The sequence below is a fragment of the Streptomyces yerevanensis genome (assembly GCF_000716805.1).
In the GTDB taxonomy this organism is placed as follows: Bacteria; Actinomycetota; Actinomycetes; order Streptomycetales; family Streptomycetaceae; genus Streptomyces; species Streptomyces flaveus.
Window position 1 is genome coordinate 32,552 of record NZ_JNWJ01000009.1, and the last position, 21,995, is coordinate 54,546.

The 21,995-nt window shown below is 70.2% G+C and carries 23 protein-coding genes; 13 read left to right on the forward strand and 10 right to left on the reverse strand.

Annotated elements, in window-relative coordinates; genetic code table 11:
* Nucleotides 1–62: 62 nt before the first annotated feature.
* On the reverse strand, nucleotides 63–914 hold the full coding sequence (locus OP79_RS11210) for a SirB1 family protein (RefSeq protein WP_033319949.1): 852 nt from the start codon (nucleotides 912–914) through the stop codon (nucleotides 63–65).
* 65 nt (nucleotides 915–979) lie between these two features.
* Nucleotides 980–2,017, reverse strand: coding sequence for a GNAT family N-acetyltransferase (locus OP79_RS11215; RefSeq protein WP_051744578.1), 1,038 nt, complete (start codon nucleotides 2,015–2,017; stop codon nucleotides 980–982).
* A 140-nt stretch (nucleotides 2,018–2,157) separates the two neighbouring features.
* On the opposite strand from OP79_RS11215, the gene fdxA reads away from it, so the two are divergent.
* Nucleotides 2,158–2,478 (forward strand): ferredoxin, encoded by a 321-nt coding sequence (fdxA, locus tag OP79_RS11220; protein WP_033319951.1) that lies wholly within the window; start codon nucleotides 2,158–2,160, stop codon nucleotides 2,476–2,478.
* Nucleotides 2,479–2,601: 123 nt separating this feature from the next.
* The gene (locus tag OP79_RS11225) at nucleotides 2,602–3,693 is read left to right on the forward strand and encodes a bifunctional succinyldiaminopimelate transaminase/glutamate-prephenate aminotransferase (protein ID WP_033319952.1); all 1,092 of its coding nucleotides are present in this window, start codon (nucleotides 2,602–2,604) and stop codon (nucleotides 3,691–3,693) included.
* 84 nt (nucleotides 3,694–3,777) lie between these two features.
* Here the strand turns inward: OP79_RS11225 and OP79_RS11230 are convergent, their stop codons facing one another.
* Both OP79_RS11230 and OP79_RS11235 read right to left on the reverse strand, forming a co-directional pair.
* A complete protein-coding gene (locus tag OP79_RS11230) occupies nucleotides 3,778–4,302 on the reverse strand; it encodes a hypothetical protein (protein ID WP_033319953.1) in 525 nt (174 codons plus the stop codon).
* Between the two features lie 414 nt (nucleotides 4,303–4,716).
* On the reverse strand, nucleotides 4,717–5,712 hold the full coding sequence (locus OP79_RS11235; protein ID WP_245685284.1) for a VldE C-terminal domain-containing protein: 996 nt from the start codon (nucleotides 5,710–5,712) through the stop codon (nucleotides 4,717–4,719).
* 144 nt (nucleotides 5,713–5,856) lie between these two features.
* On the opposite strand from OP79_RS11235, the gene dapE reads away from it, so the two are divergent.
* Nucleotides 5,857–6,936 carry a succinyl-diaminopimelate desuccinylase gene (gene dapE, locus OP79_RS11240; protein ID WP_033319955.1) on the forward strand — a complete coding sequence of 360 codons (1,080 nt, stop codon included), beginning with the start codon at nucleotides 5,857–5,859 and terminating at the stop codon, nucleotides 6,934–6,936.
* 141 nt (nucleotides 6,937–7,077) lie between these two features.
* Nucleotides 7,078–7,836 carry an LOG family protein gene (locus OP79_RS11245; RefSeq protein WP_033319956.1) on the forward strand — a complete coding sequence of 253 codons (759 nt, stop codon included), beginning with the start codon at nucleotides 7,078–7,080 and terminating at the stop codon, nucleotides 7,834–7,836.
* 43 nt (nucleotides 7,837–7,879) lie between these two features.
* Here OP79_RS11245 and folP read toward each other — a convergent pair whose 3' ends face one another.
* The gene (gene folP / locus OP79_RS11250) at nucleotides 7,880–8,740 is read right to left on the reverse strand and encodes a dihydropteroate synthase (protein ID WP_033319957.1); all 861 of its coding nucleotides are present in this window, start codon (nucleotides 8,738–8,740) and stop codon (nucleotides 7,880–7,882) included.
* A 366-nt stretch (nucleotides 8,741–9,106) separates the two neighbouring features.
* Here folP and OP79_RS11255 point away from each other — a divergent pair, with 366 nt between their 5' ends.
* A complete protein-coding gene (locus OP79_RS11255; RefSeq protein WP_033319958.1) occupies nucleotides 9,107–9,457 on the forward strand; it encodes a DivIVA domain-containing protein in 351 nt (116 codons plus the stop codon).
* The gene (locus OP79_RS11260) at nucleotides 9,454–10,032 is read left to right on the forward strand and encodes a DNA-3-methyladenine glycosylase I (RefSeq protein ID WP_033319959.1); all 579 of its coding nucleotides are present in this window, start codon (nucleotides 9,454–9,456) and stop codon (nucleotides 10,030–10,032) included. Before OP79_RS11255 ends, OP79_RS11260 begins: the two co-directional genes overlap by 4 nt.
* A 36-nt stretch (nucleotides 10,033–10,068) precedes the next feature.
* Here OP79_RS11260 and chcB read toward each other — a convergent pair whose 3' ends face one another.
* Complete coding sequence (gene chcB, locus OP79_RS11265) at nucleotides 10,069–10,884, reverse strand: 2-cyclohexenylcarbonyl CoA isomerase (RefSeq protein ID WP_033319960.1); 816 nt, start codon at nucleotides 10,882–10,884, stop codon at nucleotides 10,069–10,071.
* Nucleotides 10,885–11,251: 367 nt separating this feature from the next.
* Between chcB and OP79_RS51525 the strand changes: the two genes are divergently transcribed.
* Nucleotides 11,252–11,419: a DUF3117 domain-containing protein gene (locus OP79_RS51525; protein ID WP_003966491.1), complete on the forward strand. Its 168-nt coding sequence runs from the start codon at nucleotides 11,252–11,254 to the stop codon at nucleotides 11,417–11,419.
* 293 nt (nucleotides 11,420–11,712) lie between these two features.
* Here the strand turns inward: OP79_RS51525 and OP79_RS11270 are convergent, their stop codons facing one another.
* The gene (locus OP79_RS11270) at nucleotides 11,713–12,411 is read right to left on the reverse strand and encodes an O-methyltransferase (RefSeq protein WP_078491728.1); all 699 of its coding nucleotides are present in this window, start codon (nucleotides 12,409–12,411) and stop codon (nucleotides 11,713–11,715) included.
* Between the two features lie 214 nt (nucleotides 12,412–12,625).
* On the opposite strand from OP79_RS11270, the gene sigE reads away from it, so the two are divergent.
* The 5 genes from sigE to OP79_RS11300 all read left to right on the forward strand — a co-directional run bounded on the left by sigE (nucleotide 12,626) and on the right by OP79_RS11300 (nucleotide 17,903).
* Entirely contained in the window at nucleotides 12,626–13,327 is a 702-nt protein-coding gene (sigE, locus tag OP79_RS11275) for an RNA polymerase sigma factor SigE (protein WP_033319962.1), read from the forward strand.
* Nucleotides 13,324–14,250 carry an anti-sigma factor family protein gene (locus OP79_RS11280; protein ID WP_033319963.1) on the forward strand — a complete coding sequence of 309 codons (927 nt, stop codon included), beginning with the start codon at nucleotides 13,324–13,326 and terminating at the stop codon, nucleotides 14,248–14,250. The genes sigE and OP79_RS11280 overlap by 4 nt, the downstream gene beginning before the upstream one ends.
* A gap of 409 nt (nucleotides 14,251–14,659) precedes the next feature.
* Nucleotides 14,660–16,363, forward strand: a complete 1,704-nt coding sequence (locus OP79_RS11290) for a trypsin-like peptidase domain-containing protein (protein ID WP_245685294.1) — start codon at nucleotides 14,660–14,662, stop codon at nucleotides 16,361–16,363.
* A 213-nt stretch (nucleotides 16,364–16,576) separates the two neighbouring features.
* The gene (locus OP79_RS11295) at nucleotides 16,577–17,014 is read left to right on the forward strand and encodes a sec-independent translocase (protein WP_033319966.1); all 438 of its coding nucleotides are present in this window, start codon (nucleotides 16,577–16,579) and stop codon (nucleotides 17,012–17,014) included.
* Between the two features lie 229 nt (nucleotides 17,015–17,243).
* Entirely contained in the window at nucleotides 17,244–17,903 is a 660-nt protein-coding gene (locus tag OP79_RS11300) for a hypothetical protein (RefSeq protein WP_033319967.1), read from the forward strand.
* Between the two features lie 78 nt (nucleotides 17,904–17,981).
* Here OP79_RS11300 and OP79_RS11305 read toward each other — a convergent pair whose 3' ends face one another.
* Genes OP79_RS11305 through OP79_RS11315 form a run of 3 tightly spaced genes read right to left on the reverse strand, consistent with a single transcriptional unit; the run spans nucleotide 17,982 to nucleotide 21,013 of the window.
* A complete protein-coding gene (locus tag OP79_RS11305) occupies nucleotides 17,982–19,115 on the reverse strand; it encodes an Mrp/NBP35 family ATP-binding protein (protein WP_033319968.1) in 1,134 nt (377 codons plus the stop codon).
* Between the two features lie 43 nt (nucleotides 19,116–19,158).
* The gene (locus OP79_RS11310; RefSeq protein WP_033319969.1) at nucleotides 19,159–19,737 is read right to left on the reverse strand and encodes a DUF1003 domain-containing protein; all 579 of its coding nucleotides are present in this window, start codon (nucleotides 19,735–19,737) and stop codon (nucleotides 19,159–19,161) included.
* Nucleotides 19,727–21,013 carry a magnesium transporter MgtE N-terminal domain-containing protein gene (locus OP79_RS11315; protein WP_033319970.1) on the reverse strand — a complete coding sequence of 429 codons (1,287 nt, stop codon included), beginning with the start codon at nucleotides 21,011–21,013 and terminating at the stop codon, nucleotides 19,727–19,729. Before OP79_RS11315 ends, OP79_RS11310 begins: the two co-directional genes overlap by 11 nt.
* Nucleotides 21,014–21,202: 189 nt before the next feature.
* Between OP79_RS11315 and OP79_RS11320 the strand changes: the two genes are divergently transcribed.
* Entirely contained in the window at nucleotides 21,203–21,979 is a 777-nt protein-coding gene (locus OP79_RS11320) for a hypothetical protein (RefSeq protein WP_033319971.1), read from the forward strand.
* Nucleotides 21,980–21,995 lie beyond the last annotated feature (16 nt).

Below are 21,995 nucleotides of genomic sequence, written 5' to 3' on the forward strand. Positions count from 1 at the left end.
GACGAGCCCGGTCGACGCAACGTCGACCGGGCTCGTCGTACGCCCGGCCGGTGCGGGGCGGGTCAGTTGAGCATCGCGCGGGCCGCGCGCGCCTGTTGGCGTACGCGGTCCGCTGCGGGTTCGTCGACGGGGGCCACGACGTCGGCGTACGCGTCGAGTTCCGTGGCGCCCGCCAGGAAGTCGCCGTGCTGGACGAGGAGTTGGGCGCGGTCGTAGCGGAGGCGGGCGGGGTGGGACGGGAGGAGCAGGGAGAGGTCCACGGCCCACAGGGCGACGTCGCCGCGTTCGGGGCGAGCGGCGGCCCAGGCGCGGATGTTGTTGAGGATGCGCAGGACGACGTCGAGCGGGTCGGCCGGGGTGAGCATCGACGGGTCGAGGGGCGCGCCGGTGGCACCCGCCACGAGCAGATCCGCATCGGGGCCGGTCAGGACGCGGCCGCCGTCGAAGGGGTCGGCGAGGACCTGTTCCTCCTGGGGGCCGAAGCCCACCACGAAGTGGCCCGGCAGGGCGACCCCGTACACGGGCGCTCCGGCCCTGCGCGCGACCTCCATCCACACCACCGAGAGCAGGATGGGCAGCCCGCGCCGCCGCCGCAGCACCGCGTGCAGGAGCGAGGACTCCAGCCGCTGATAGTCACCGGGCGTACCGCGGAACCCCTGGCGCCCGCCGAGATGCTCGGCCAGCGCCGTCGCCCAGGCCCGCGGCCCACCCGGCCGGAACGGCAACTCCCCGGCCAGCTGGTCCAGTTCGATCTGAGCGGCGTCCATGCCGGCCTCGCCCAGGGACCCGTCCGCTTCGGCGCCGATGAGCAGGCACAGCGTCGCCAGGTCAGGCCGTTCGGCCCGCGCCTCATCAGCGAACCGCCGCCGCCACACGGCACTCTGCTCCGGCCCAGGAGGATGAGGGGGACCCATAACTGCCTCGTGCCCTTTCACGCCGATCGATACCGCTGCGTGCTGCTTCCACCAGTTTCACCGCACTACTGGGCTCCGGCGCGCCCGTCGGAGTCGCTTTCCAGGGCCTCAGGCTCGCGGTAGTGGTGATACGCGTGATGCGCCGCGAACCCCATCCCCGCGTACAGTGCCCGCGCTCCCGCGTTCTCCGTCTCCACCTGGAGCCACGCCGCCGAGGCGCCCTCGGTCAGGGCCTGGCGGGCCAGAGCGCCCATCACCATGGTGGCCAGGCCCTGACGGCGGAGCGACGGATCCACCTCGACCGCGGCGAAACCGGCCCAGCGGCCGTCCACCACGCAGCGGCCGATCGCCGCCGGCGAACCCGGATCGGCGCCGGGCACCGTCGCGAACCACACCGAAGGCCCGCTGCCCAACACCTTCAAGGCCACATCGCTCATGCCCTTGCGCTGGTAGCGGCCCAGCCACGCCTCGTCCGCCGCGCGGGAGAGGACCACCGGACGGGCAGGGTCCGGCACATCGCCGAGCGGCGCCAGCGCACCGGTCCACAGCTCGGCGCTCACCTCACGCGTCCACCTCCGCCCCTCCAGCTCCGCGCACAGCAGCTCCTGCGTGCCCTCGGCCCCGGTCGCGGTCTGCACGTACGCGGGCAGACCACGGGCCGCGTACCAGTCCCGTACGAGCGACAGCGCCTCGTCGAGCGGTACGCCAGGATCGCCGAGTGGCAGCACCGAGTTGGCCCGCCGCGTGAATCCGGCGGCAGCCCGCAGCTCCCAGTCCCCGAGACGCTCCCGCTCCACCGGCTGCCAGCCCCGCGCGGCGACCCGCGCCAGCTCCTCGTACGACGCCGAAGGGCCCCGGCGACGGGCAGGCGCCGATGGCACCACCTTGCCCGCGACCAGGGAGGATTCCGGAATGCGGACACGCTCCCCGGACCGCCGTGTGATCAGCAGCACACCGCCGTCCCATGATGTGAGAACGCCAACCGTGTCGGTGAACCTCTCACTCTTGGGGGCGTCTTCGTCCAGCTGCCGTACCGAGACACGTTTGCCCACGTCAGCAGGGGTGACGCGGACCTCAAGCCGTATACGCGAGGAGAAATCCACAGCTCCGTACAACCCTCCTGTTCGGATCACGCCCGAGAACGGAGATACTAGGTGCGGGCATCGACGACGCCGCGCTCCCGCGCGCCAGGCGGCGGAGCCTGAGGAGGCCCGCCAGCGCCCTACCGAGGAGGAACGACAGCGTGACCTACGTCATCGCGCAGCCTTGTGTCGACGTCAAGGACAAGGCGTGCATCGAGGAGTGCCCGGTCGACTGCATCTACGAGGGCTCCAGGTCCTTGTACATCCACCCGGACGAATGCGTCGACTGCGGAGCCTGTGAGCCGGTATGCCCGGTCGAGGCGATCTTCTACGAGGACGACACTCCCGAAGAGTGGAAGGACTACTACAAGGCGAACGTCGAGTTCTTCGATGAACTCGGCTCGCCCGGCGGCGCCAGCAAGCTCGGCCTGATCGAGCGCGACCACCCCTTCATCGCAGAGCTGCCGCCGCAGAACCAGTAAACGGCGCGCCCGCATCCGCGCCGCCTCGGTCCCGTACGCCCTGATCGCCTTGATCGTCGTACGGGACCGAGGCGTTTGCCCAAGCGGCCCGGCGCTCCGCCGCCCAAGCAGAAAGTGAACCCCGTGTCCGCAGTCTCCGACCGGCTTCCCACCTTCCCCTGGGACAAGCTGGAGCCCTTCAAGGCGACGGCCCGCGCTCATCCGGACGGCATCGTCGACCTGTCCGTCGGCACCCCGGTCGACCCGGTGCCCGAGCTGATCCAGAAAGCTCTGGTGGCCGCGGCCGACTCGCCCGGCTATCCCACGGTGTGGGGCACGCCGGAACTGCGGGACGCGCTCACCGGCTGGTGCGAGCGGAGACTGGGCGCGCGCGGCCTCACCCACCGAGGCGTCCTGCCGGTCGTCGGCTCCAAGGAACTGGTGGCCTGGCTGCCGACGCAGCTGGGTCTCGGCCCCGGAGACAAGGTCGCTTACCCACGCCTCGCCTACCCGACGTACGAGGTCGGGGCCAGGCTGGCCCGCGCGGATTACGTCTCGTACGAGGACCCGACAGAGCTGGACCCGACCGATCTGAAGCTCCTCTGGCTCAACTCCCCGTCGAACCCCACCGGCCGCGTCCTGTCCAAGGACGAGCTGACCCGGATCGTCGCCTGGGCGCGCGAGCACGGCATCCTCGTCTTCTCCGACGAGTGCTATCTCGAGCTCGGCTGGGAGGCCGACCCGGTCTCGGTACTGCACCCCGACGTGTGCGGCGGCTCGCACGAGGGGCTCGTGTCGGTCCACTCGCTCTCGAAGCGGTCGAACCTCGCGGGCTACCGGGCCGCGTTCCTGGCCGGTGACCCGACCGTCCTCGGCGAGCTGCTGGAGATCCGCAAGCACGGCGGCATGATGACGCCCGCGCCGACGCAGGCCGCGGTGGTCGCCGCCCTGGGCGACGACACCCACGTACGCGAACAACGCGAGCGTTACACGGCCCGCCGTACGGCTCTCCGGGAGGCCCTGCTGCGGCACGGTTTCCGTATCGAGCACAGCGAGGCGAGCCTGTACCTCTGGGCGACCCGGGACGAGTCCTGCTGGGACACGGTGGCCCACCTGGCCGAGCTGGGCATCCTGGTCGCGCCGGGCGACTTCTACGGGCCGGCGGGCGAGAGGTTCGTGCGCGTGGCACTGACGGCTACGGACGAGCGGGTGCGGGCGGCCGTGGGGCGCCTGTAGGTCTCGTACGACGGCGAAATCGTAGGTACGGCGAAGGGGTCCGGGTGGTGTGCACCCGGACCCCTTCGCCGTACGAGCGTTGCGTCAGCCGAGCGGCAGAGTCTGCGCCGGCAGGGTCTGCGTCGGCAGCGTGTCCGCGCCCGGGAGACCGCCCTGAGTGAGGCCCTTGGTCGACAGCGTGTCCGCGCCCGGGAGACCGCCCTGGGTGAGGCCCTTGGTCGGCAGGGAAGCGCCGCCCGACTTCGCGGTGTCACCGGCCACGTCAGTCGCGGAACCGGCGACATCCCCGGCGGTGCGCTGCGCGAGGGGCGCCGTCTGCTTGACGGCCTTGCCCGTGGTCTTGACGGCCTTGCCACCCGTCTTGCCCGCGGCCGGTGCGGCCTGCTTGACGGCCTTGTTGCCGGCGTCGCTCGCGAGGCCGGTGGTGGTCTGCGCGGCACCGTCGACGGTGGTGCCCGCGTTGTCCAGCGAGGACACCCCGCCGAGGTCGGGGGTGGCGGGCACCTGGGGCGCCGCGCTGGCGGAGCCGGCCGCACCGACCCCGGCAGCCGCTCCCGCTGCGACGAGCAGCGCGGTACGGGCGATCCGACGGGTCAGGGGGAGGGACATGATGCTCCTTAGACGGGGAGAAAACGGTGAAGTGTGCGACTGTGCCCGGGAGCTGGCGGTGGTCGACTGGATGTCGACCAACTGGTCGGTGATCACCTGCTGTTGATCATTCCGATTGGTTGTTCCGGTTGATCGCTGCGGTGATCGTCGTGGTTGCTCGTTCCGGGCTCGGACGCAGTGACTACCGCTCGAAGTCCACGAAGGTTGCGGTGGCCCGACGTAAAGAGTTGGCAATGCGTCGCATTATCGGCTGCGGAGAAAACCGGACAAAGGGTGCCCGGTGTGAAAGTCTGCTGAATCCTTACGGCCCTTGATTCCCCAGGGATTCGGTCGATTCGAGAGTAGCCGGACGAAATCCCGTGCGCGCCGTGGACATCGCGCGCACGGGCTCCCTCCAACGGGTGAGGGTCCGTACTACTGCCCGGTGACGATTCGGACTTCGCCCGTGGAGCTCCGGGAACTCGAGGCGTCCGCGCGCCACTCGCTCCGGGTGTTCCCGGCTGTCCAGACCCGGCCCGCGTACGAGACCCGCTTGATGTGCAGCGCGGAGGCGTTGGCCACCGCCCAGTGCGCGAGGCTCCAGCCGCGCTGCCGCTCCCCGGCCTTGGCGCCCGGGGTGTCGGGGACGGGGATGGTCACGGTGCGGGGGCGCGCGGGACCGTCCGCGCCGGTGGCCGAATCCGACGGCGTGGGACTCACCTCAGACCCCAACTTCCGTTCCGTGCCCGCCTCTTGGAACATGTCCTGTCCGAAGTCCCGTACCAGCGCGGCGCGCACCGCGTCCGGGCCGCCGGTCCGCGTGTCACCGGTCCGCATCTCCGGGCGCCCCTCACAGGTGAGCGTGCCCGCCGCGCGCCCCGTCAGGGCCGCGGCCAGCAGCGTGGCGTCGGTCTCGTGCTTCGCGTACGCGTCCGGGAAGCCGCTGCGCTGCACGCGCTGGGCGGCGACGGTGAGCGGCAGCTCCGAGTAGTCCGGCACCTTGGCCAGGTGCTCGTAGAACTCGCTCGCCGCGTACGTCGGGTCCATGACCTGCGTCTCCGTGCCCCAGCCCTGCGAGGGCCGCTGCTGGAACAGGCCCAGCGAGTCCCGGTCGCCGTGGTCGATGTTGCGCAGGCCGGATTCCTGGATCGCCGTCGCGAGGGCGATCGTGACGGCTCGCTCGGGCATACCGCGGTTGGTGCCGACCACCGAGATCGTCGCCGCGTTCACCGCCTGCTCCGCCGTGAACTCGTACTCGTACGACGCGCCGTCGCCTCTGCCCGAGACGACCGTGCAGCGGGGAGCGCCCGTGCCCCCGGTGACGTACTGGAAGGTGAGGTACGCCGCGAGGGCGAGCAGCATCGCGAGGGCCGTTCCAAAACGGGGGAGGCGGCGGCGACGGACGTTACTGATGGGTTCGTGCACACTCATCAAGGTAGCGAAGGGCAGAGGGTCGGATGGCCGGGCTGTGGACAATTAGTCAACAAGATGTGGAGGGTTGTCTCAAAGCGGCCACCGGGAAGGTCCGTACGGGGGCGTGCCTGAACTTCCCCGGGGTCGCTTAGGGTCGACGGCATGGCCGACACCCCACTTGACCTCGCCCTTGACGCCGCCCGGCTCACCGCGCAGCTCGTCGACTTCCCCTCGGAGAGCGGCAGCGAGAAGCCACTCGCGGACGCCGTCGAGACCGCGCTGCGTGCCCTGCCGCATCTGACGGTCGACCGGTACGGCAACAACGTCGTCGCCCGTACGAGTCTGGGGCGGGCCGAGCGCGTCATCCTCGCCGGGCACATCGACACGGTGCCGATCGCCGGCAACGTCCCCTCGCGCCTGGACGAGGACGGCGTGCTGTGGGGCTGCGGCACCTGCGACATGAAGGCGGGTGTCGCCGTGCAGCTGCGGATCGCGGCCACCGTGCCCGAGCCCAATCGAGACCTCACGTTCGTCTTCTACGACAACGAAGAGGTGGCCGCTCACCTGAACGGCCTGAAGCATGTGGCCGAGGCCCATCCGGACTGGCTGGAGGGCGACTTCGCGGTACTGCTGGAGCCCTCGGACGGGCAGGTGGAGGGCGGTTGCCAGGGGACGCTGCGGGTGCTGCTGAAGACGCGCGGCGAGCGCGCCCACTCGGCGCGCAGTTGGATGGGCTCGAACGCGATCCACGCGGCTGCCCCGATCCTCGCCCGTCTGGCCTCGTACGAGCCGCGCTATCCGGTCATCGACGGTCTTGAGTACCGCGAGGGGCTCAATGCCGTCCGGATCGAGGGCGGAGTGGCGGGCAACGTCATCCCCGACGAGTGCGTGGTGGCCGTCAACTTCCGTTACGCGCCCGACCGTAGCGAGGAGGAGGCCCTCGCCCACGTGCACGAGGTGTTCGCGGACTGCGGGGTCGAGGAGTTCGTGGTCGACGACCACAGCGGGGCGGCGCTGCCCGGCCTGTCCCACCCGGCGGCCGTCGCGTTCATCGAGGCGGTCGGTGGCACTCCGCAGCCCAAGTACGGCTGGACGGACGTCTCCCGCTTCAGCGCGCTCGGCGTTCCGGCCGTCAACTACGGTCCCGGGAACCCGCACTTGGCGCACAAGCGAGATGAACGGGTCGAAACGGGGAAGATTCTGGCAGGGGAGGAACGGCTGCGGGCCTGGTTGACGTCCTGACCCGTACCTGACGTCCTGACCCGTACGTGAGGTCCTGCCCGTACCTGAGGGCGGTTCATGGCGGACATGCCGACGTCCCCCCACCGTAACCAGCGTAGATCTACGCTGGGGCGGAACGACCTGCAAGCGGAGGGAGCGGACATGGCTACTGGCGACCCGGAGGGCAAGAAGCAGCCACCGGAGGAGCGGCAGCTCGGCCCAGTGCTGCGCAGACGTGGCCAGGTGCAGGCGAGCACGACGGACCAGCGGCTGCTGGACGCGGGCGGGCCCTCGGACTGGGTGCACACCGACCCCTGGCGGGTGCTGCGCATCCAGTCGGAGTTCATCGAGGGCTTCGGCACGCTTGCCGAACTCCCGGCCGCGATCAGTGTGTTCGGCTCGGCCCGTACGCCGGTGGGATCGCCGGAGTACGAGGCCGGGGTCGCGCTGGGCTACGGGCTGGTGAAGGCAGGCTTCGCCGTCATCACGGGCGGTGGCCCGGGCGCCATGGAGGCCGCCAACAAGGGTGCCTGCGAGGCGAAGGGCATCTCGGTCGGGCTCGGCATCGAGCTGCCCTTCGAGCAGGGGCTCAACCCCTACGTCGACATCGGCCTCAACTTCCGCTACTTCTTCGTGCGCAAGATGATGTTCGTCAAGTACGCACAGGGTTTCGTGGTCCTGCCCGGCGGCCTCGGCACCCTCGATGAACTCTTCGAGGCCCTCACCCTCGTCCAGACCCAGAAGGTCACGCGCTTCCCCATCGTCCTCTTCGGCACGGAGTACTGGGGCGGTCTGGTGGACTGGCTCAAGAACACGCTCATCGCCCAGGGGAAGGCGTCGGAGAAGGACCTGCTGCTGTTCCACCTGACGGACGACGTGGACGAGGCGGTGGCGTTGGTGTCGAAGGAGGCGGGGAGGTAGGGGGGCGGGGCGAAGAACCCTCCCCGGCGCCACCCCGCCAGGACTACGCCAACCCCCGCCGAGCAACCGTCGGCGGCCGGTGCCCGGCGATCGACGCGACCATGTCCAGCACCTGGCGGGTCTCCGCGACCTCGTGGACGCGGTACACCCGCGCGCCCAGCCACGCCGAGACGGCCGTCGTGGCGAGGGTGCCGAGGACCCGTTCCTTGACCGGCTTGTTCAAGGTCTCGCCGACGAAGTCCTTGTTGGAGAGGGAGACCAGTACGGGCCACCCCGTGGCGACCATCTCGTCGAGTCGGCGCGTGGCCTCCAGACTGTGCCGCGTGTTCTTGCCGAAGTCGTGCCCGGGATCGATGAGCACGGACTCCCGCGGCACTCCGAGCGAGACCGCGCGCTCGGCCAGCCCGAGGGTGACCCGCAGGATGTCGACCATGACATCGTCGTACGCGATCCGATGCGGACGTGTACGAGGCCGTGTACCCCCCGCGTGCGTACACACCAGTCCCACTCCGAATCGCCCGGCGACCTCCGCGAGCCGCGGATCGACGCCGCCCCACGCGTCGTTGAGCAGATCTGCGCCCGCCTCGCAGACCGCCTCACCGACCTCGTGCCGCCAGGTGTCGACGCTGATGATCACGTCGGGGAACCGGCGCCGCACCTCGGCGACGAAACCCACCGTGCGTCGCGCCTCCTCCTCGGCGCTCACCTCCTCCCCGGGACCGGCCTTGACCCCACCGATGTCGATGATGGCAGCACCCTCTGACACCGCCTCTTCCACTCGCGCGAGCGCCGGCTCGTCGCGGAAGGTGGCCCCCTGGTCGTAGAAGGAGTCGGGGGTCCGGTTCACGATCGCCATGATCACCGGTTCATGCGCGTCGAACTCGCGCCCGCCCAGCCTGAGCATCCCCTGTGACCTCTCCCAGTCGTTCGCAGTGGTCGCCGTTCCGCCGCCTGGATCGGCCGCCTGCGACCTAGGGTCTGTCCGGCGGATCATGCCGGAGACGCGGGGTCTGGCACGCACATCTGCCGCGTTGTCGTCACTCGCCGACGCTCCGCGTCGACTCCCTCCTCCGCCTTGCAGCTGCACGCACCAGACCCCGCTCACCCGCGCTTATCAGGCACCGTAAGTCTCCTCCGACCTGATCCGCCGGACAGACCCTAACTGTCAGAGTCGCATGGCACGATCGGAGCCTGACACTTTCCGCGTCGACGCGCAGCGCGTCGGCAACAGCCGGCAACAGCCGGAAGCAGAGCGTGGGGGACCGCAGCGATGTTCATGTTCTTGTTCCTGGTCGTCGCCCTCGTCGTGGTCGTCGGCGCGGTGACCCTCTCCGTGGTGGGCGGCGGCGAAGGCACCGCCCTGCCCGAGGCCCCGCCCGAGCGCTTCGTGGACCCCCTGCCCCTGGACCGCCCGCTGCACCGCGGCGACGTGGAGATGCTTCGTTTCCCGGTGACCGTCCGCGGCTACCGCATGGCGGACGTGGACGACGCCCTCGGCCGCCTCGCCGCCGAACTGGCCGAGCGCGACGCCCGGATCGCCGACCTGGAGTCCGCGCTGGCCGGAGCGAGGGCGTCCCGGAACGCCTCCCTGGAGCAGCACACGGAGGAGGACCACCGGTGAGCGAGGCACTGAAGGGGCCCGACGGAGCGCTGCGCTGCCCCTGGGCCCTGTCGACCGAGGACTACGTGACGTACCACGACCAGGAGTGGGGCCGCCCGGTCCACGGTGACGACGCGCTGTACGAGCGGCTGTGCCTGGAGGCCTTCCAGTCGGGCCTGTCCTGGATCACGATCCTGCGCCGCCGCGAGGGCTTCCGTACCGCCTTCGCCGGCTTCAAGATCACCGAGGTCGCCACCTTCACGGACGCCGACAAGGAGCGGCTCCTCGCCGACCCGGGCATCATCCGCAACCGCGCGAAGATCGAGGCGACGGTCGCCAACGCGCGCGTGCTGGCCGACTGGTCCCCCGGAGAGCTGGACGAGCTGATCTGGTCGTACGCGCCGGACCACGCCTCCCGTCCAGCTCCGAAGACCCTCGCCGATGTACCGGCGGTCACCGACGAGTCGACGGCCCTCTCCAAGGCCCTGAAAAAGCGCGGCATCCGCTTCGTGGGCCCGACCACGGCGTACGCGCTGATGCAGGCGTGCGGGCTGGTCGACGACCACCTGGCGGATTGCGTGGCACGCGGCCACTGAGCCGTGCCCGCTGAACCCCTGCTGGTCGCGGCTGCCCTATCGGCCGAGATACTTCGGCTTCTCCTTGTTGATGAACGCCTGCACCGCGATCAAGTGGTCCTCGGAAGCACCCGCCCGGGTCTGCAGTTCGTCCTCCTTCTCCAGGGCCTCGTCCAGGGAGTGGGACAGGGCGTAGGAGAGGGACTCCTTGAGGGCGGCGTACGCCAGCGTCGGTCCCTCGGCCAGTGCGCGGGCCACCTTCACGGCCTCGGCGGCCAGCTCGGCGGCGGGGACGACGCGGTTGGCGATTCCGAGTTCGTACGCCTCCTGGGCGGTGAGGTTGCGCGGGAAGAGCAGGAGGTCGGCGGCCCGGCCGGGGCCGACGATGCGCGGCAGCGTCCAGGACAGGCCGGAGTCGGCGGTCAGCGCGACCCCGGCGAACGACGTGTTGAAGGAGGCCGTATCGGCGACGATGCGATAGTCCGCGGCGAGCGCGAAGCCGAAGCCGGCCCCGGCCGCGACACCGTTGACGGCCGCCACCACCGGCTTCGCCGCTCCAGCCAGGGCCCGCAGGGCCGGGTTGTAGTGCTCCCGCACCGTGCTCATGACGCCCCCGCTGTCCTTGCCGGCGCCTGACTCGCGCGCCGCGAGCAGCCCGCCCACGTGCTCCTTCAGGTCCTGGCCCACGCAGAAGGCCCGGTCACCGGCGGCGGTGAGCAGCACGGCCCGTACGGAGCCGTCCGCCGCTGCCGCCTGTGCCGCGTCCCGGAAGGCGACCTTGGTCTCGGTGTTCATCGCGTTCATCGCCTCGGGGCGGTTCAGCGTGATCGTCGCGAGTCCGTCGCTCACTTCGTAGAGCACGGTGTCGGCCATGGTGGGTCCCCTCCGGTGTCACGGCTTCGTCGTCGTCTTCATAGTCGTTTTCGTGGTCGTCCGAGGACAGCATGGCGTAGATCATGAGGAGTGGCTGCGTTCAGACATGTGACCTGCGTCAAAGAATTCCGGCACCCGAAAGTCGACACGGCGGCGCAGTATCGCAGTCACATCGCCGAATTGAGTGGTTTTGCTCAAGTGCGTTGCGCAAGCGATGCCGACTGATGTTGGTCATCGGGTCCTGAGATGCGGGATAATGGCTTGGAAGCAATGTGTTCGATGCCGGTGACGCGTGTCCGAGAAGTGGACGTGTGCCCTCGAAGGGGCCGTCGGCGACGATGAGCTGGTTTCAGGAAGGGGAACGAGCATGGCGGCCATGAAGCCGCGGACGGGTGATGGCCCGCTCGAGGTGACCAAGGAGGGGCGGGGCATCGTCATGCGCGTTCCGCTCGAAGGCGGCGGTCGGCTCGTCGTCGAGCTGACTCCTGACGAGGCCGACGCGCTCGGCGACGCCCTCAAGAAGGTCGTCGGCTGACGCGGGAGCGACGATAAGTTTTCAGCTGCCCCGGCACCGCGGTTGGTGCCGGGGCACTGTTTTCACGTTTCACGGGCCACTGCAGCTTTAGGGGAATTGCAGCATTCGGTGCCCTACAGCGAGTGAGCCGAAGGGGCGCGACGGTGTCGAGAGGCCATGGGGGTCCCCCCGCTCGAGCGAAGCCGAGAGTGGGGGAGCGCGGAGGCCCGAAGGGTCGAGCACGATCGGCCTCTCGACACCGGCTGCAGCGCCCCGGAGGCGAACCGAGCTCTAAAAAAAGGGGGAGGGCGCGCTCAGCGCTTGACCGCGCACAGCAGGCCGTCGCCCACCGGCAGCAGTGAGGGCACCAGGTCCTGGGTCTCGCGGACCGTGCGCAGCAGCTCGCGCTGACGCAGTACTTCCGTCGGCTGCGGGCCCGAGTCCACTGTCCGGCCGTTGGAGAAGACGCCCTCGAAACAGACAAGGCCGCCCGGGCGCAGCAGACGCAACGATTCAGCGAGATAGTCCAGGTATTCCAGACGGTCTCCGTCACAGAAGACGAGGTCGTATCCGGAGTCCGCGAGCCGGGGCAGAACATCCAGGGCGCGGCCCGGAATGAAGCGCGCGCGATTACTGGCGAAGCCGGCGGCGCGGAAGGCCTGCCGGGCGAACTGCTGGCGCTCCGGCTCTGTGTCGACGGTGGTCAGTACACCGTCCGGCCGCATGCCGTGCAGCAAATGAATTCCGGAAACTCCGGTTCCGGTTCCGATCTCCGCCACTGCTTTGGCGCCCACGGTGGCGGCGAGCAACCGCAGCGCGGCGCCGGTGCCGGGCGACACCGAGCGCAGCCCTGCCTCCTGGGCCCGGTCCCGGGCCCAGTGCAGCGTGTCGTCCTCGGCGACAAAGGCGTCGGCGAACGCCCAGCTCGTCTGCCGGTTGCCGCTAATGACCCTCTCCCGTCCCCGTGGTTGCCTGGGCGTGACTGTATCCGTTGGCGTCGGGAACCCGCAGATGGGACCGGGCGTTTAGAGGGGTGTGGGACGACGCGGGGGGTAGCAGATGAACCAGGACACCGAGCAAGTGCTGACGCAATCGCGGAAGCGCGCATCAATTTCTCGTAAAACCGCTTATCCGGAGCTAACGGGCGAGGTGGCTATGGTAGGGGCTCCACTGGACACCACCAGAGCCGACAGGGGAGGTGCGGCTGCGCCTGGGGATCGAGGAGGGGTGCTGAGGCGCCTGCTCAGATCGGCAGGTGAGCCGAAATCCGTGACCAACACAGCTGACAAGTACCGCGCTGCCGATTCCGCTCAGACCGCGACCTTCACGTCCGACGCGGACTCGCAGGCGTGGACTCCGCCCACCTGGGAGGAGATCGTCAGCATGCACAGCGGCCGGGTCTACCGGCTCGCATACCGCCTGACGGGCAATCAGCACGATGCCGAGGACCTGACCCAGGAAGTCTTCGTCCGGGTCTTCCGCTCCCTGTCGACCTACACGCCCGGCACCTTCGAGGGCTGGCTGCACCGCATCACCACCAACCTCTTCCTGGACATGGTGCGCCGCAAGCAGCGCATCCGGTTCGACGCGCTCGGCGACGACGCGGCCGAGCGGCTGCCCAGCCGTGAGCCGTCACCGCAGCAGGTCTTCAACGACACGCATTTCGACGCGGACGTCCAGCAGGCACTCGACACCCTTGCGCCCGAATTCCGTGCCGCGGTCGTCCTGTGTGACATCGAGGGGCTTTCGTACGAGGAGATCGCCGCGACTCTGGGCGTCAAGCTCGGCACGGTCCGCAGCCGGATCCACCGTGGCCGCTCGCAGCTCCGCAAGGCCCTCGCCCACCGGTCGCCCGAGGCCCGCGCCGAGCGCCGTGGCCTGGTAGTCACCGGAGTGCCCGCTCTGGGAGGAGGGGGCGCGACCGCGTGAGTGGATCACGTCCTACGCCGGCAGAGCAGCACCTGGGAGACCGACTCTCCGCCCTGGTGGACGGGGAGCTCGGTCATGAGGCGCGCGAGCGCGTCCTGGCCCACCTCGCCACCTGCGCGAAGTGCAAGGCCGAAGCAGATGAGCAACGACGACTGAAGAACGTATTCGCGGAAGCGGCCCCACCACCGCCCTCCGAGAGCTTCCTGGCCCGCCTCCAGGGGCTGCCCGGGGGAAGTGACGGGGGCGGGGGCGGCTCCCGGCTGGGTGGAGGAGGCTTCGGGTCGTCCGGCGCCTTCAGCGTGCGGCACGACCCGTTCGAGTATGTGCCGAACGGCCCGCATGCCGCCGTGCTGCCCTCGGAGCAGCGCGGGTTCCGTATCCATGACATCAGCAGACGTGAGGCCGACCGCTCGGCATCACGCGGGCTGCGCTTCGCGTTCGTCGCGGCCGGGGCCGTATCGCTGGCCGCGGTCGCGCTCGGCGGGGTGTCGACCGGTGTGCCCGACAGCGCGGACGCACGGGCCGGGTCCGGCTCGGGCAGCAATGTGACCCCGGCGCGTGCGCAGGGTACGGGCGCGGCGACGACGCCCGAGCAGCGCCGCCGTGGCTTCGCGCCGCTGCTCGCACAGGGGCAGCGTTCCTTCAACGCGGAGCAGGTCGCACCGACCGAGGTGTCCGCGCCGCTGCTGCCCGGAGGGCCCCCGCCGGCCGGACAGCAGGACTCGCGTTCGCCGCATCTGCTGACCGCGCCTGCGGTAGGCGGTGCCACCGCGATGTCCCCGCTCATACGTCCCCTCGAGATGCCTCCGCCGGTCTCGCTGACCTCGTGGTCGACGACGTCTCACTTCACGATGCCCGGGCTGTCGGCCCTCGTGCCGATCCCCGAGTCGTCCGCCTCGCCCTCGCCTCCCTCCGCCCGCTGAACCCGCCCTCTGCGCGGCGGCCGGCGAACCTGGTTGAATCCAGGGATGGGCCGCGCCCGCCGGAGGGACCCGGGGCGCGGAGTCGACAATCCGCGGCGCACGCCGATGCGCCGTGCCGCGGGCCAGGTGTGGGGAGAGCATGGACGAGGGGAAGCACTCCGCTTCCGCGGGGGACGGGACGAATCCAGCCACGCCTGACGGCACCCCGACCCCGATCGGGCACGCGGAGGACACCGCGAGTGGGCTCCGCCGTGAGAACACCGAGGGCGACTTCGAGCTGGAACGGCCTGCGGGCGCCGCGCCTGCCCGGGAGGCGGGCGATGGTGAATCGTCCGGGGGGCTGTACGGAGCGGGGGGCGCGCCGGGGAGCGGTTCCTCCGTGTCGGACGACTTCCGCGGCGGCGCGAGCGTGCCTGTCGGCCGCGGGTCCGATGAGCGCACCAAGCCTCTGCATGATCCGGATCCGTACAGTACGCCTCCGTACGGGGAGCCCGGGCCCTACGCGCCCGCGCCGCCGGTGCAGCATCCGGGGGCGACTCCCGCGCAGGGTACGGCCGTTCCGGCGGCGACTTCGGGGCATGGCACCGGCACACCACCCGGGGTGACCGCGGGCCATGGTGTGCCCGGACAGGCGGTGACTCCGCCGCAGAACGGTCCCGTCGGAGCCGCGGCTCCGATGCACGCCGCCGCGCCTGGAGCGGGCCCCGCCCACGGAGCTCACCTACCCGCGCCTGCAGCGCCTGTCCCGCCCGGCCCCCACCTGCCCGCACCCGCAGGGCCCGTCCCGCCCGGCCCGTACACGGCCCAGACCCACCACTCAAGCCCGGCCCCAGGCCCTCAAGTCTCACCCCCTCAAGCCCCAGCCCAAATCCCTCAATCCCCGCAACCCGTTCAAGGCCCCCAAGCCCCCCAACCGCCAACCCCCTGGCAGCACTACGACCCCTGGGCCGCCGCCCCTCTCCAGCAGAACGGCGCCGCCGTCGACAGCAAAGGCAACCGGCGTAAACGCGTCAGGCGGTTGCTGGTTCTCGGAGCCGCACTCGTCGCGCTGGTGTCCGGAGGCCTCGGAGGCGCCGTAGGGGCGTATCTCGAGCGGAACGGCGGGATCGAGGACGTAGAGCTGCCGCAGGCCGGGACGGAGGCCAAAGGGCGGGCGCCGGACAGCGTGGCCGGGATCGCGGCCAGTGCGCTGCCCAGCGTGGTGACCCTGCATGTGAGCGGGTCCGAGGCGCAGGGCACGGGCACCGGCTTCGTGCTCGACGAGCGCGGGCACATCCTCACCAACCACCACGTCGTGGAGCCCGCCGGAGCGAGCGGCGACATCTCCGTGACCTTCAGTGGCGGCGAGAGTGCCAAGGCCAAACTCGTCGGGGGCGACACCGGTTACGACCTCGCCGTCGTGAAGGTGAGCGGAGTCAACGGCCTCAAGCCCCTGCCACTCGGCAACTCCGACAACGTCCAGGTCGGCGACCCGGTGGTGGCGATAGGCGCGCCGTTCGACCTCGAGAACACCGTGACCTCCGGGATCATCAGCGCCAAGGAGCGGCCCATCACCGCGGGCGGCGAGTCGGGCGACGGCAGCGACGTCTCGTACGTCGACGCCCTGCAGACCGACGCTCCGATCAACCCCGGCAACTCGGGCGGCCCTCTCGTCGACTCCAAGGCCCGCGTCATCGGCATCAACAGCGCCATCCGCTCCGCCGACAGCGGCTCCGACCTGGAGGGCGGCCAGGCGGGATCGATCGGCCTGGGCTTCGCCATCCCCATCAACCAGGGCAAGCGCGTGGCCGAGGAGCTGATCAACACCGGCAAGGCCACGCACCCGGTGATCGGTGTCACGCTCGACATGGACTTCACGGGTGACGGTGCCCGCGTCGGCACCAAGGGCGGCGAAAGCGGCCCGCCGGTCACCAAGGGCGGCCCCGGCGACCGGGCCGGCATCGAGGCCGGCGACGTCATCACCGAGGTCGACGGCCAGCGCGTCCGCTCAGGTGAAGAGCTCATCGTCAAGACCCGCGCCCACCGCCCCGGCGACCGCTTGGAGCTGACCCTGGAGCGCGACGGCAAGGAGCGGAAGATCACCCTCGTCCTCGGCTCCGCCGACGGCGACTGACAGCAATGGACGAGACAGCAAGGGAGACCACAGAGGGGACGACAGGGGACAACAACAGACGGGAACCAACAGGAACCGCATCACGAACTGACAGGAACGGCACGAGTAAGACGCCGGACAGTACCGGACAGACAGGAACGCCGGGTACCGTGGATCCGGCCCGGACCACGGAAGAATCCCGCCGAGGCCGAGGACATCCCGAGGAGCTGCAAGGTGTTCAATGACATAGGACCGCTCGAGCTGGTGGCGCTCGTTGTCCTTGCCGTGCTCGTCTTCGGTCCGGAGAAGCTCCCGAAGATGATCCAGGACGTCACGCGCACCATTCGCAAGATCCGTGAGTTCTCGGAGAGCGCCAAGGCGGACATCCGTGATGAACTCGGCCCGGAGTTCAAGGACTTCGAGTTCGAGGACCTCAACCCCAAGACGTTCATCCGCAAGCAGCTGGACAACGACGAACTGGGGCTCAAGGAGATCCGTAACGGCTTCGACATGAAGAAGGAGATGGCCGAGGTCACGGACGCGGTGCACGGCCGCGAATCAGAGTCGGCCTCCTCCACCTCCTCGGGCTCCTCGGGGTCCGGCGGCACCGTCGACATGACGAAGAAGCCCGAGCAGCTCGAGCGCCCCCCGTTCGACGCGGACGCGACCTGAGGCGTACGCCCCCTGGGCCGTTTGCCCTCGAGCTTCAAGAGCCCTGCGCCACCGAGTTCTGCCTGCTCACAGCGGTCGCAGCCTGACGCGTACGCGACCCACCCGCCGACCGGTTTCACAGCTCGCTCCGCACCTGTGGCTATCCTGCCTAGTTGTTGTGCGGACCGGAGGGACGCCCGATGGGGGGTGGGCCGTTTCGGTCCGACGAGAGCGAGGAGGCGTCCGGGCAATGGAGACGACAAGTCGGGTAGGCGCGCAGGCGCCGGACGCGGAGGGCGGACAACCGGCCCCCTCCGCCCGGCGCACGGTCGACGGCTACCTGCTGGCGCCCTTTCCGTGGTACGGCCTCGACGAGGCCTTCACAGGACCGCGCTGGCTGATGAAGGTCGGCACCGCGGCCGACGGAGCCGTGGAGCACGGCTCGATCGGGCACGGCGACGAACCATCCGTGCGCAGTGAGTCGACGACGGACGACAAGGAACGCTTCGCGGTCGTGGTCACCGTCGCGGCCAACCCCGTGCGGCGCAGCGCCGACGGCACCGGAATACTGGAGGCCACCTCGGTGTCCTCCGCGGCCTGGCTCGCGGGCGTGGGGCTGCTGTCCTGCACATGGCCCGGCCACATGGACCACACCCTGCGCGACGACTGGCTGGACCAGCAGACTGAGACGGCGTGGGCCCTGGCGGACGACCTGACCGGCCCGGACTGGTCCCGCCTCTCGCTCCCCGTGGACGGGGCTCCGGCATCCTTCCACTACCGCGAGTCCGAGTTCGGCTGGGTCCTCGCGGGCTCCACGCAGCAGGGTGTGCACCTGGGCGCGTACGGGCGGGGGATGAGCGCGTACGGCCTGGGTTTCGCCGTGATCAAGGACATCGCGGCGTACGCCTAGCCGGCACGTCGTAAGCCCAGCCGATACGCAAGTGGGGGCGCCGTCTCCCGAGACGGCGCCCCCACTTGCGTACTGACCTCAGAACTTGTTGCGCGGCGTGATCCCCAGCGACATCCCCGACAGCCCCCGCTGGCGGCCGCCCAGCTTGCCCGCGATCGAGCGCAGGGCCGAGCCCGCGGGGGAGTCGGGGTCGGTCAGGACGACCGGCTTGCCCTCGTCGCTGCCCTCGCGGAGGCGGACGTCGATCGGGATGCTGCCCAGCACCGGGACCGTCGCGCCGGTCGTGCGCGTCAGGCCGTCGGCGACCCGCTGGCCGCCGCCCGTGCCGAAGACGTCGACCATCTCGTCGCAGTGCGGGCAGGGCAGACCGGACATGTTCTCGACCACGCCCACGATCTTCTGGTGAGTCTGGACGGCGATGGAACCGGCCCGCTCGGCGACCTCCGCGGCGGCCTGCTGAGGCGTCGTCACGACCAGGATCTCGGCGTTCGGCACCAACTGCGCGACCGAGATCGCGATGTCGCCGGTGCCCGGAGGGAGGTCCATGAGAAGGACGTCCAGGTCGCCCCAGTACACGTCCGACAGGAACTGCTGCAGCGCGCGGTGGAGCATCGGGCCGCGCCATACGACCGGTGTGTTGCCCGGGGTGAACATGCCGATCGAGATGACCTTCACGCCGTTCGCGGACGGCGGCATGATCATGTTCTCGACCTGGGTGGGAAGACCGTCGGCGCCCAGCATGCGGGGCACGGAGTGGCCATAGATGTCGGCGTCCACGACACCGACCTTCAGTCCGTCCGCCGCCATCGCCGCCGCCAGGTTCACGGTCACGGACGACTTGCCGACGCCGCCCTTGCCGGAGGCGACCGCGTACACGCGTGTGAGCGAGCCCGGCTTGGCGAACGGGACCTCGCGCTCGGCCTGCCCGCCGCGCAGCGCGGACGCCAGCTCGCGGCGCTGCTCGTCGCTCATCACGTCCAGCGTGACGTCGACGCGCGTGACACCGTCGACCGCTTCGACCGCCTTCGTCACGTTGTCGGTGATGGTCTCGCGCATGGGGCAGCCGGAGATGGTCAGGTACACGGTGACCGCGACCGCGCCATCCGCCCCGATCTCTACCGATTTGACCATCCCCAGCTCGGTGATGGGCCGATGGATCTCGGGGTCGTTCACCGTCGCCAGCGCTGCGCGCACCGCGTCTTCCGTAGCCATACCAACGATGGTACGGGGCTTCCACCCACCCTGGAGAAGTCCGTCAGCGGTCGCTTACATCACGTCCGCGCGGGTGTTCTGCCGGGAATACGACCCGTCCGTCGGGGCGTCGCTCCTCCAGCTCCCTGACCAGGTCCTCGAGTTCGGAGCGGATCCAGTCGCGGGTGGCGACCTCGCCGAGACCGGCGCGCAGCGCGGCGATCTCACGGGTCAGATACTCGGTGTCCGCGATCGACCGTTCGTTCTGCTTGCGGTCCTGCTCGAGATTGACCCGGTCGCGGTCGTCCTGCCGGTTCTGCGCGAGCAGGATCAGCGGGGCGGCGTACGAGGCCTGAAGCGAGAGCATCAGGGTCAGGAAGATGAACGGGTAGTCGTCGAAGCGCAGGTCGTAGGGCGCCGCGACGTTCCACAGCACCCACAGGATGATGGCGACCGTCATCCAGAAGAGGAACCGCCCGGTCCCCAGGAACCGCGCGATCCGCTCCGACAGCCGCCCGAAGGCCTCCGGGTCCCACTCGGGCACCAGCCGGCGGCGCGGCGGCAGCGGCTGGTCGAGCCGGATGCGCGGGCGTCCGGTGACGCCCACAGGAACCCGATCGCGGGTGTCGCGCTCAGGAACCATGAGCGACCCCCTCGGTCTCCGCGTCCAGATGGAACTCCGTCTCGCGCCAGTCCTCCGGCAGCATGTGGTCGAGTACGTCGTCCACGGTCACCGCGCCCAGCAGCGACCCGCTCTCGTCGACGACAGGCGCCGCGACCATGTCGTACGCCGCGAAGAAGCCCGCCACCACCGGCAGCGGGGCCTCCGGTTCGAGCGGCTGGAGATCATCGTCGACGAGCGCGCCGACCAGCGTGTACGGAGGGTCGCGCAGGAGCCGCTGGAAGTGGACCGTGCCGAGGTACTTGCCGGTCGGCGTCTCGTCGGGCGGGCGGCACACGTACACCTGGGCGGCCAGCGCGGGGGAGAGGTCGGGGTTGCGGACCCGGGCCAGCGCGTCGGCGACCGTCGCGTCCGGCTGCAGCACGATCGGCTCGGTGGTCATCAGACCACCCGCGGTCCGCTCCTCGTACGCCATCAGCCGTCGTACGTCCGCCGCGTCGTCCGGGCGCATCAGTGCGAGCAGTCGCTCCTTGTCCTCCTCCGGCAGCTCGGCCAGCAGGTCGGCCGCGTCGTCGGGGTCCATCGCCTCCAGGACGTCGGCGGCGCGCTCCTCCTTGAGCTTGCCGAGGATCTCGATCTGGTCGTCCTCGGGCAGTTCCTCGAGGACATCGGCGAGCCGGTCGTCGTCGAGGGCCGCGGCAACCTCCGCGCGCCGCTTGGCCGAGAGATGGTGCAGCACGTTCGCGAGGTCGGCCGGGCGCAACTGCTCGAAGGTGGCGAGGAGGCTCTCGGCACCCTGCCCCTGCTCCTCGAGCGAGAACCCGGTCACGGCGGACCACTCGACGGTCAGCGTCTCTCCCTTGGACCGCCGAAAGGTGCCGGCCTTCCCCTTCCGTACGAAAACCCGGTCGATCTCCCAGTCGCGGCGGGCCGGCAACTGCTGGACCGACACATCCAGGACCGTCACCTCCTCGCCGGTCTCGACGAGATGTACGCGCCGGTCGAGCAGTTCGCCGATGACGAGCCGCTCGGTGGGCCGCTGCTCGAAGCGCCGTACGTTCAGGACGCCGGTGGTGATGACCTGGCCCGACTCGATGCCGGTCACCCGCGTCATGGGCAGGAAGATGCGCCGGCGCGTGGACAGCTCGACGACGAGGCCCAGCAGCCGGGGCGGGCGTCGTCCGACGCGCAGCATGGCGACGAGATCACGCACCCGGCCCACCTGGTCGCCGTTCGGGTCGAAGACGGCGACGCCGGAGAGGTGCGAGACGAAGATCCGGGAAGCGCCTGCGGCCATGCCGCACACCTCCTCCCTACTTACCGATCTCTTATCGATATATCCGCTTTTGCGGGCTTCAGGCTAGCCCGTCCCGACTGGACACGCCCCGGCACACAGCCCGGACGGACTGCCTCCGGAGTGCGCAGACGGCACAGGTACGCTGCCGTACGCCGTTGAGGACTCCCGCATGAGAGGCGCCCCCCACCTGTGTCTGCATTTCTCCAGGGCCGTACCCGCCGGGCCGCACTCATGAGCGCGATGTGCGCATTGGTCGTGACGGGGACAGGGCTGACGGGGTGCGGTGACGAGGACCCGAACGCGGGCACGAACGGGGTCGGCAAGCTCTCCGCCGAAAAGATCCAGGCCAAGACGACCCAGGCGGCCCGAAGCGCGGACGCGGTCCATCTCTCGGGCTCGGTCGTCAGCAACGGGCGTACGTACAAACTCGACATGCGCCTCAAGGCCGACGGCGGCACCGGTTCCGTCACCACACAGGACACGACCTTCCGGCTGCTGCGGGTCGGCGAGCACCTGTTCCTGAAGGCCGACGCGGACTTCTGGGCCGACGAGGACGACAAGGGCGGCGAGGGCGGCGAGGGGGAGGACAGCGACGCGGACGCGGAGGCCGCCGAAAAACTCGGCGGCCTGTACGTGAAGGTCCCGCAGGGCGACCCCGCCTACCAGCGCTTCACCGGCTTCACCGACAAGGACGTGCTCCTCGACGGCCTCCTCACCCTCCACGGCACCCTCGCCACGGACGGCCACCACGAGCGCTCCGGCATCCGCACGATCCGCATCACCGGCGACAAGGGCTCAGGCGGCACCCTGGACGTCTCCCTGGAGGGCAAGCCCTACCCCCTGGTCCTGGCCCGAGCAGGCGGCGCGGGAACGATCCGCTTGACCGACTGGGGCAAGGACTTCCCCCTGGAGGAACCGGCGAAGAACGAGATGGTGGACTACGGGCAGCAGCTACCGGAGTCGTAGAGGGCTGGGCAAGGAC

Coding starts and splice junctions, on each gene's coding strand:
- OP79_RS11210 (WP_033319949.1), bottom strand. CDS start 914: ATGGGTCCCCCTCATCCTCCTGGGCCGGAGCAGAGTGCCGTGTGGCGG.
- OP79_RS11230 (WP_033319953.1), bottom strand. CDS start 4,302: ATGTCCCTCCCCCTGACCCGTCGGATCGCCCGTACCGCGCTGCTCGTC.
- OP79_RS11235 (WP_245685284.1), bottom strand. CDS start 5,712: ATGAGTGTGCACGAACCCATCAGTAACGTCCGTCGCCGCCGCCTCCCC.
- dapE (WP_033319955.1), top strand. CDS start 5,857: ATGGCCGACACCCCACTTGACCTCGCCCTTGACGCCGCCCGGCTCACC.
- OP79_RS11245 (WP_033319956.1), top strand. CDS start 7,078: ATGGCTACTGGCGACCCGGAGGGCAAGAAGCAGCCACCGGAGGAGCGG.
- folP (WP_033319957.1), bottom strand. CDS start 8,740: ATGCTCAGGCTGGGCGGGCGCGAGTTCGACGCGCATGAACCGGTGATC.
- OP79_RS11255 (WP_033319958.1), top strand. CDS start 9,107: ATGTTCATGTTCTTGTTCCTGGTCGTCGCCCTCGTCGTGGTCGTCGGC.
- chcB (WP_033319960.1), bottom strand. CDS start 10,884: ATGGCCGACACCGTGCTCTACGAAGTGAGCGACGGACTCGCGACGATC.
- OP79_RS51525 (WP_003966491.1), top strand. CDS start 11,252: ATGGCGGCCATGAAGCCGCGGACGGGTGATGGCCCGCTCGAGGTGACC.
- OP79_RS11300 (WP_033319967.1), top strand. CDS start 17,244: ATGGAGACGACAAGTCGGGTAGGCGCGCAGGCGCCGGACGCGGAGGGC.
- OP79_RS11305 (WP_033319968.1), bottom strand. CDS start 19,115: ATGGCTACGGAAGACGCGGTGCGCGCAGCGCTGGCGACGGTGAACGAC.
- OP79_RS11310 (WP_033319969.1), bottom strand. CDS start 19,737: ATGGTTCCTGAGCGCGACACCCGCGATCGGGTTCCTGTGGGCGTCACC.
- OP79_RS11315 (WP_033319970.1), bottom strand. CDS start 21,013: ATGGCCGCAGGCGCTTCCCGGATCTTCGTCTCGCACCTCTCCGGCGTC.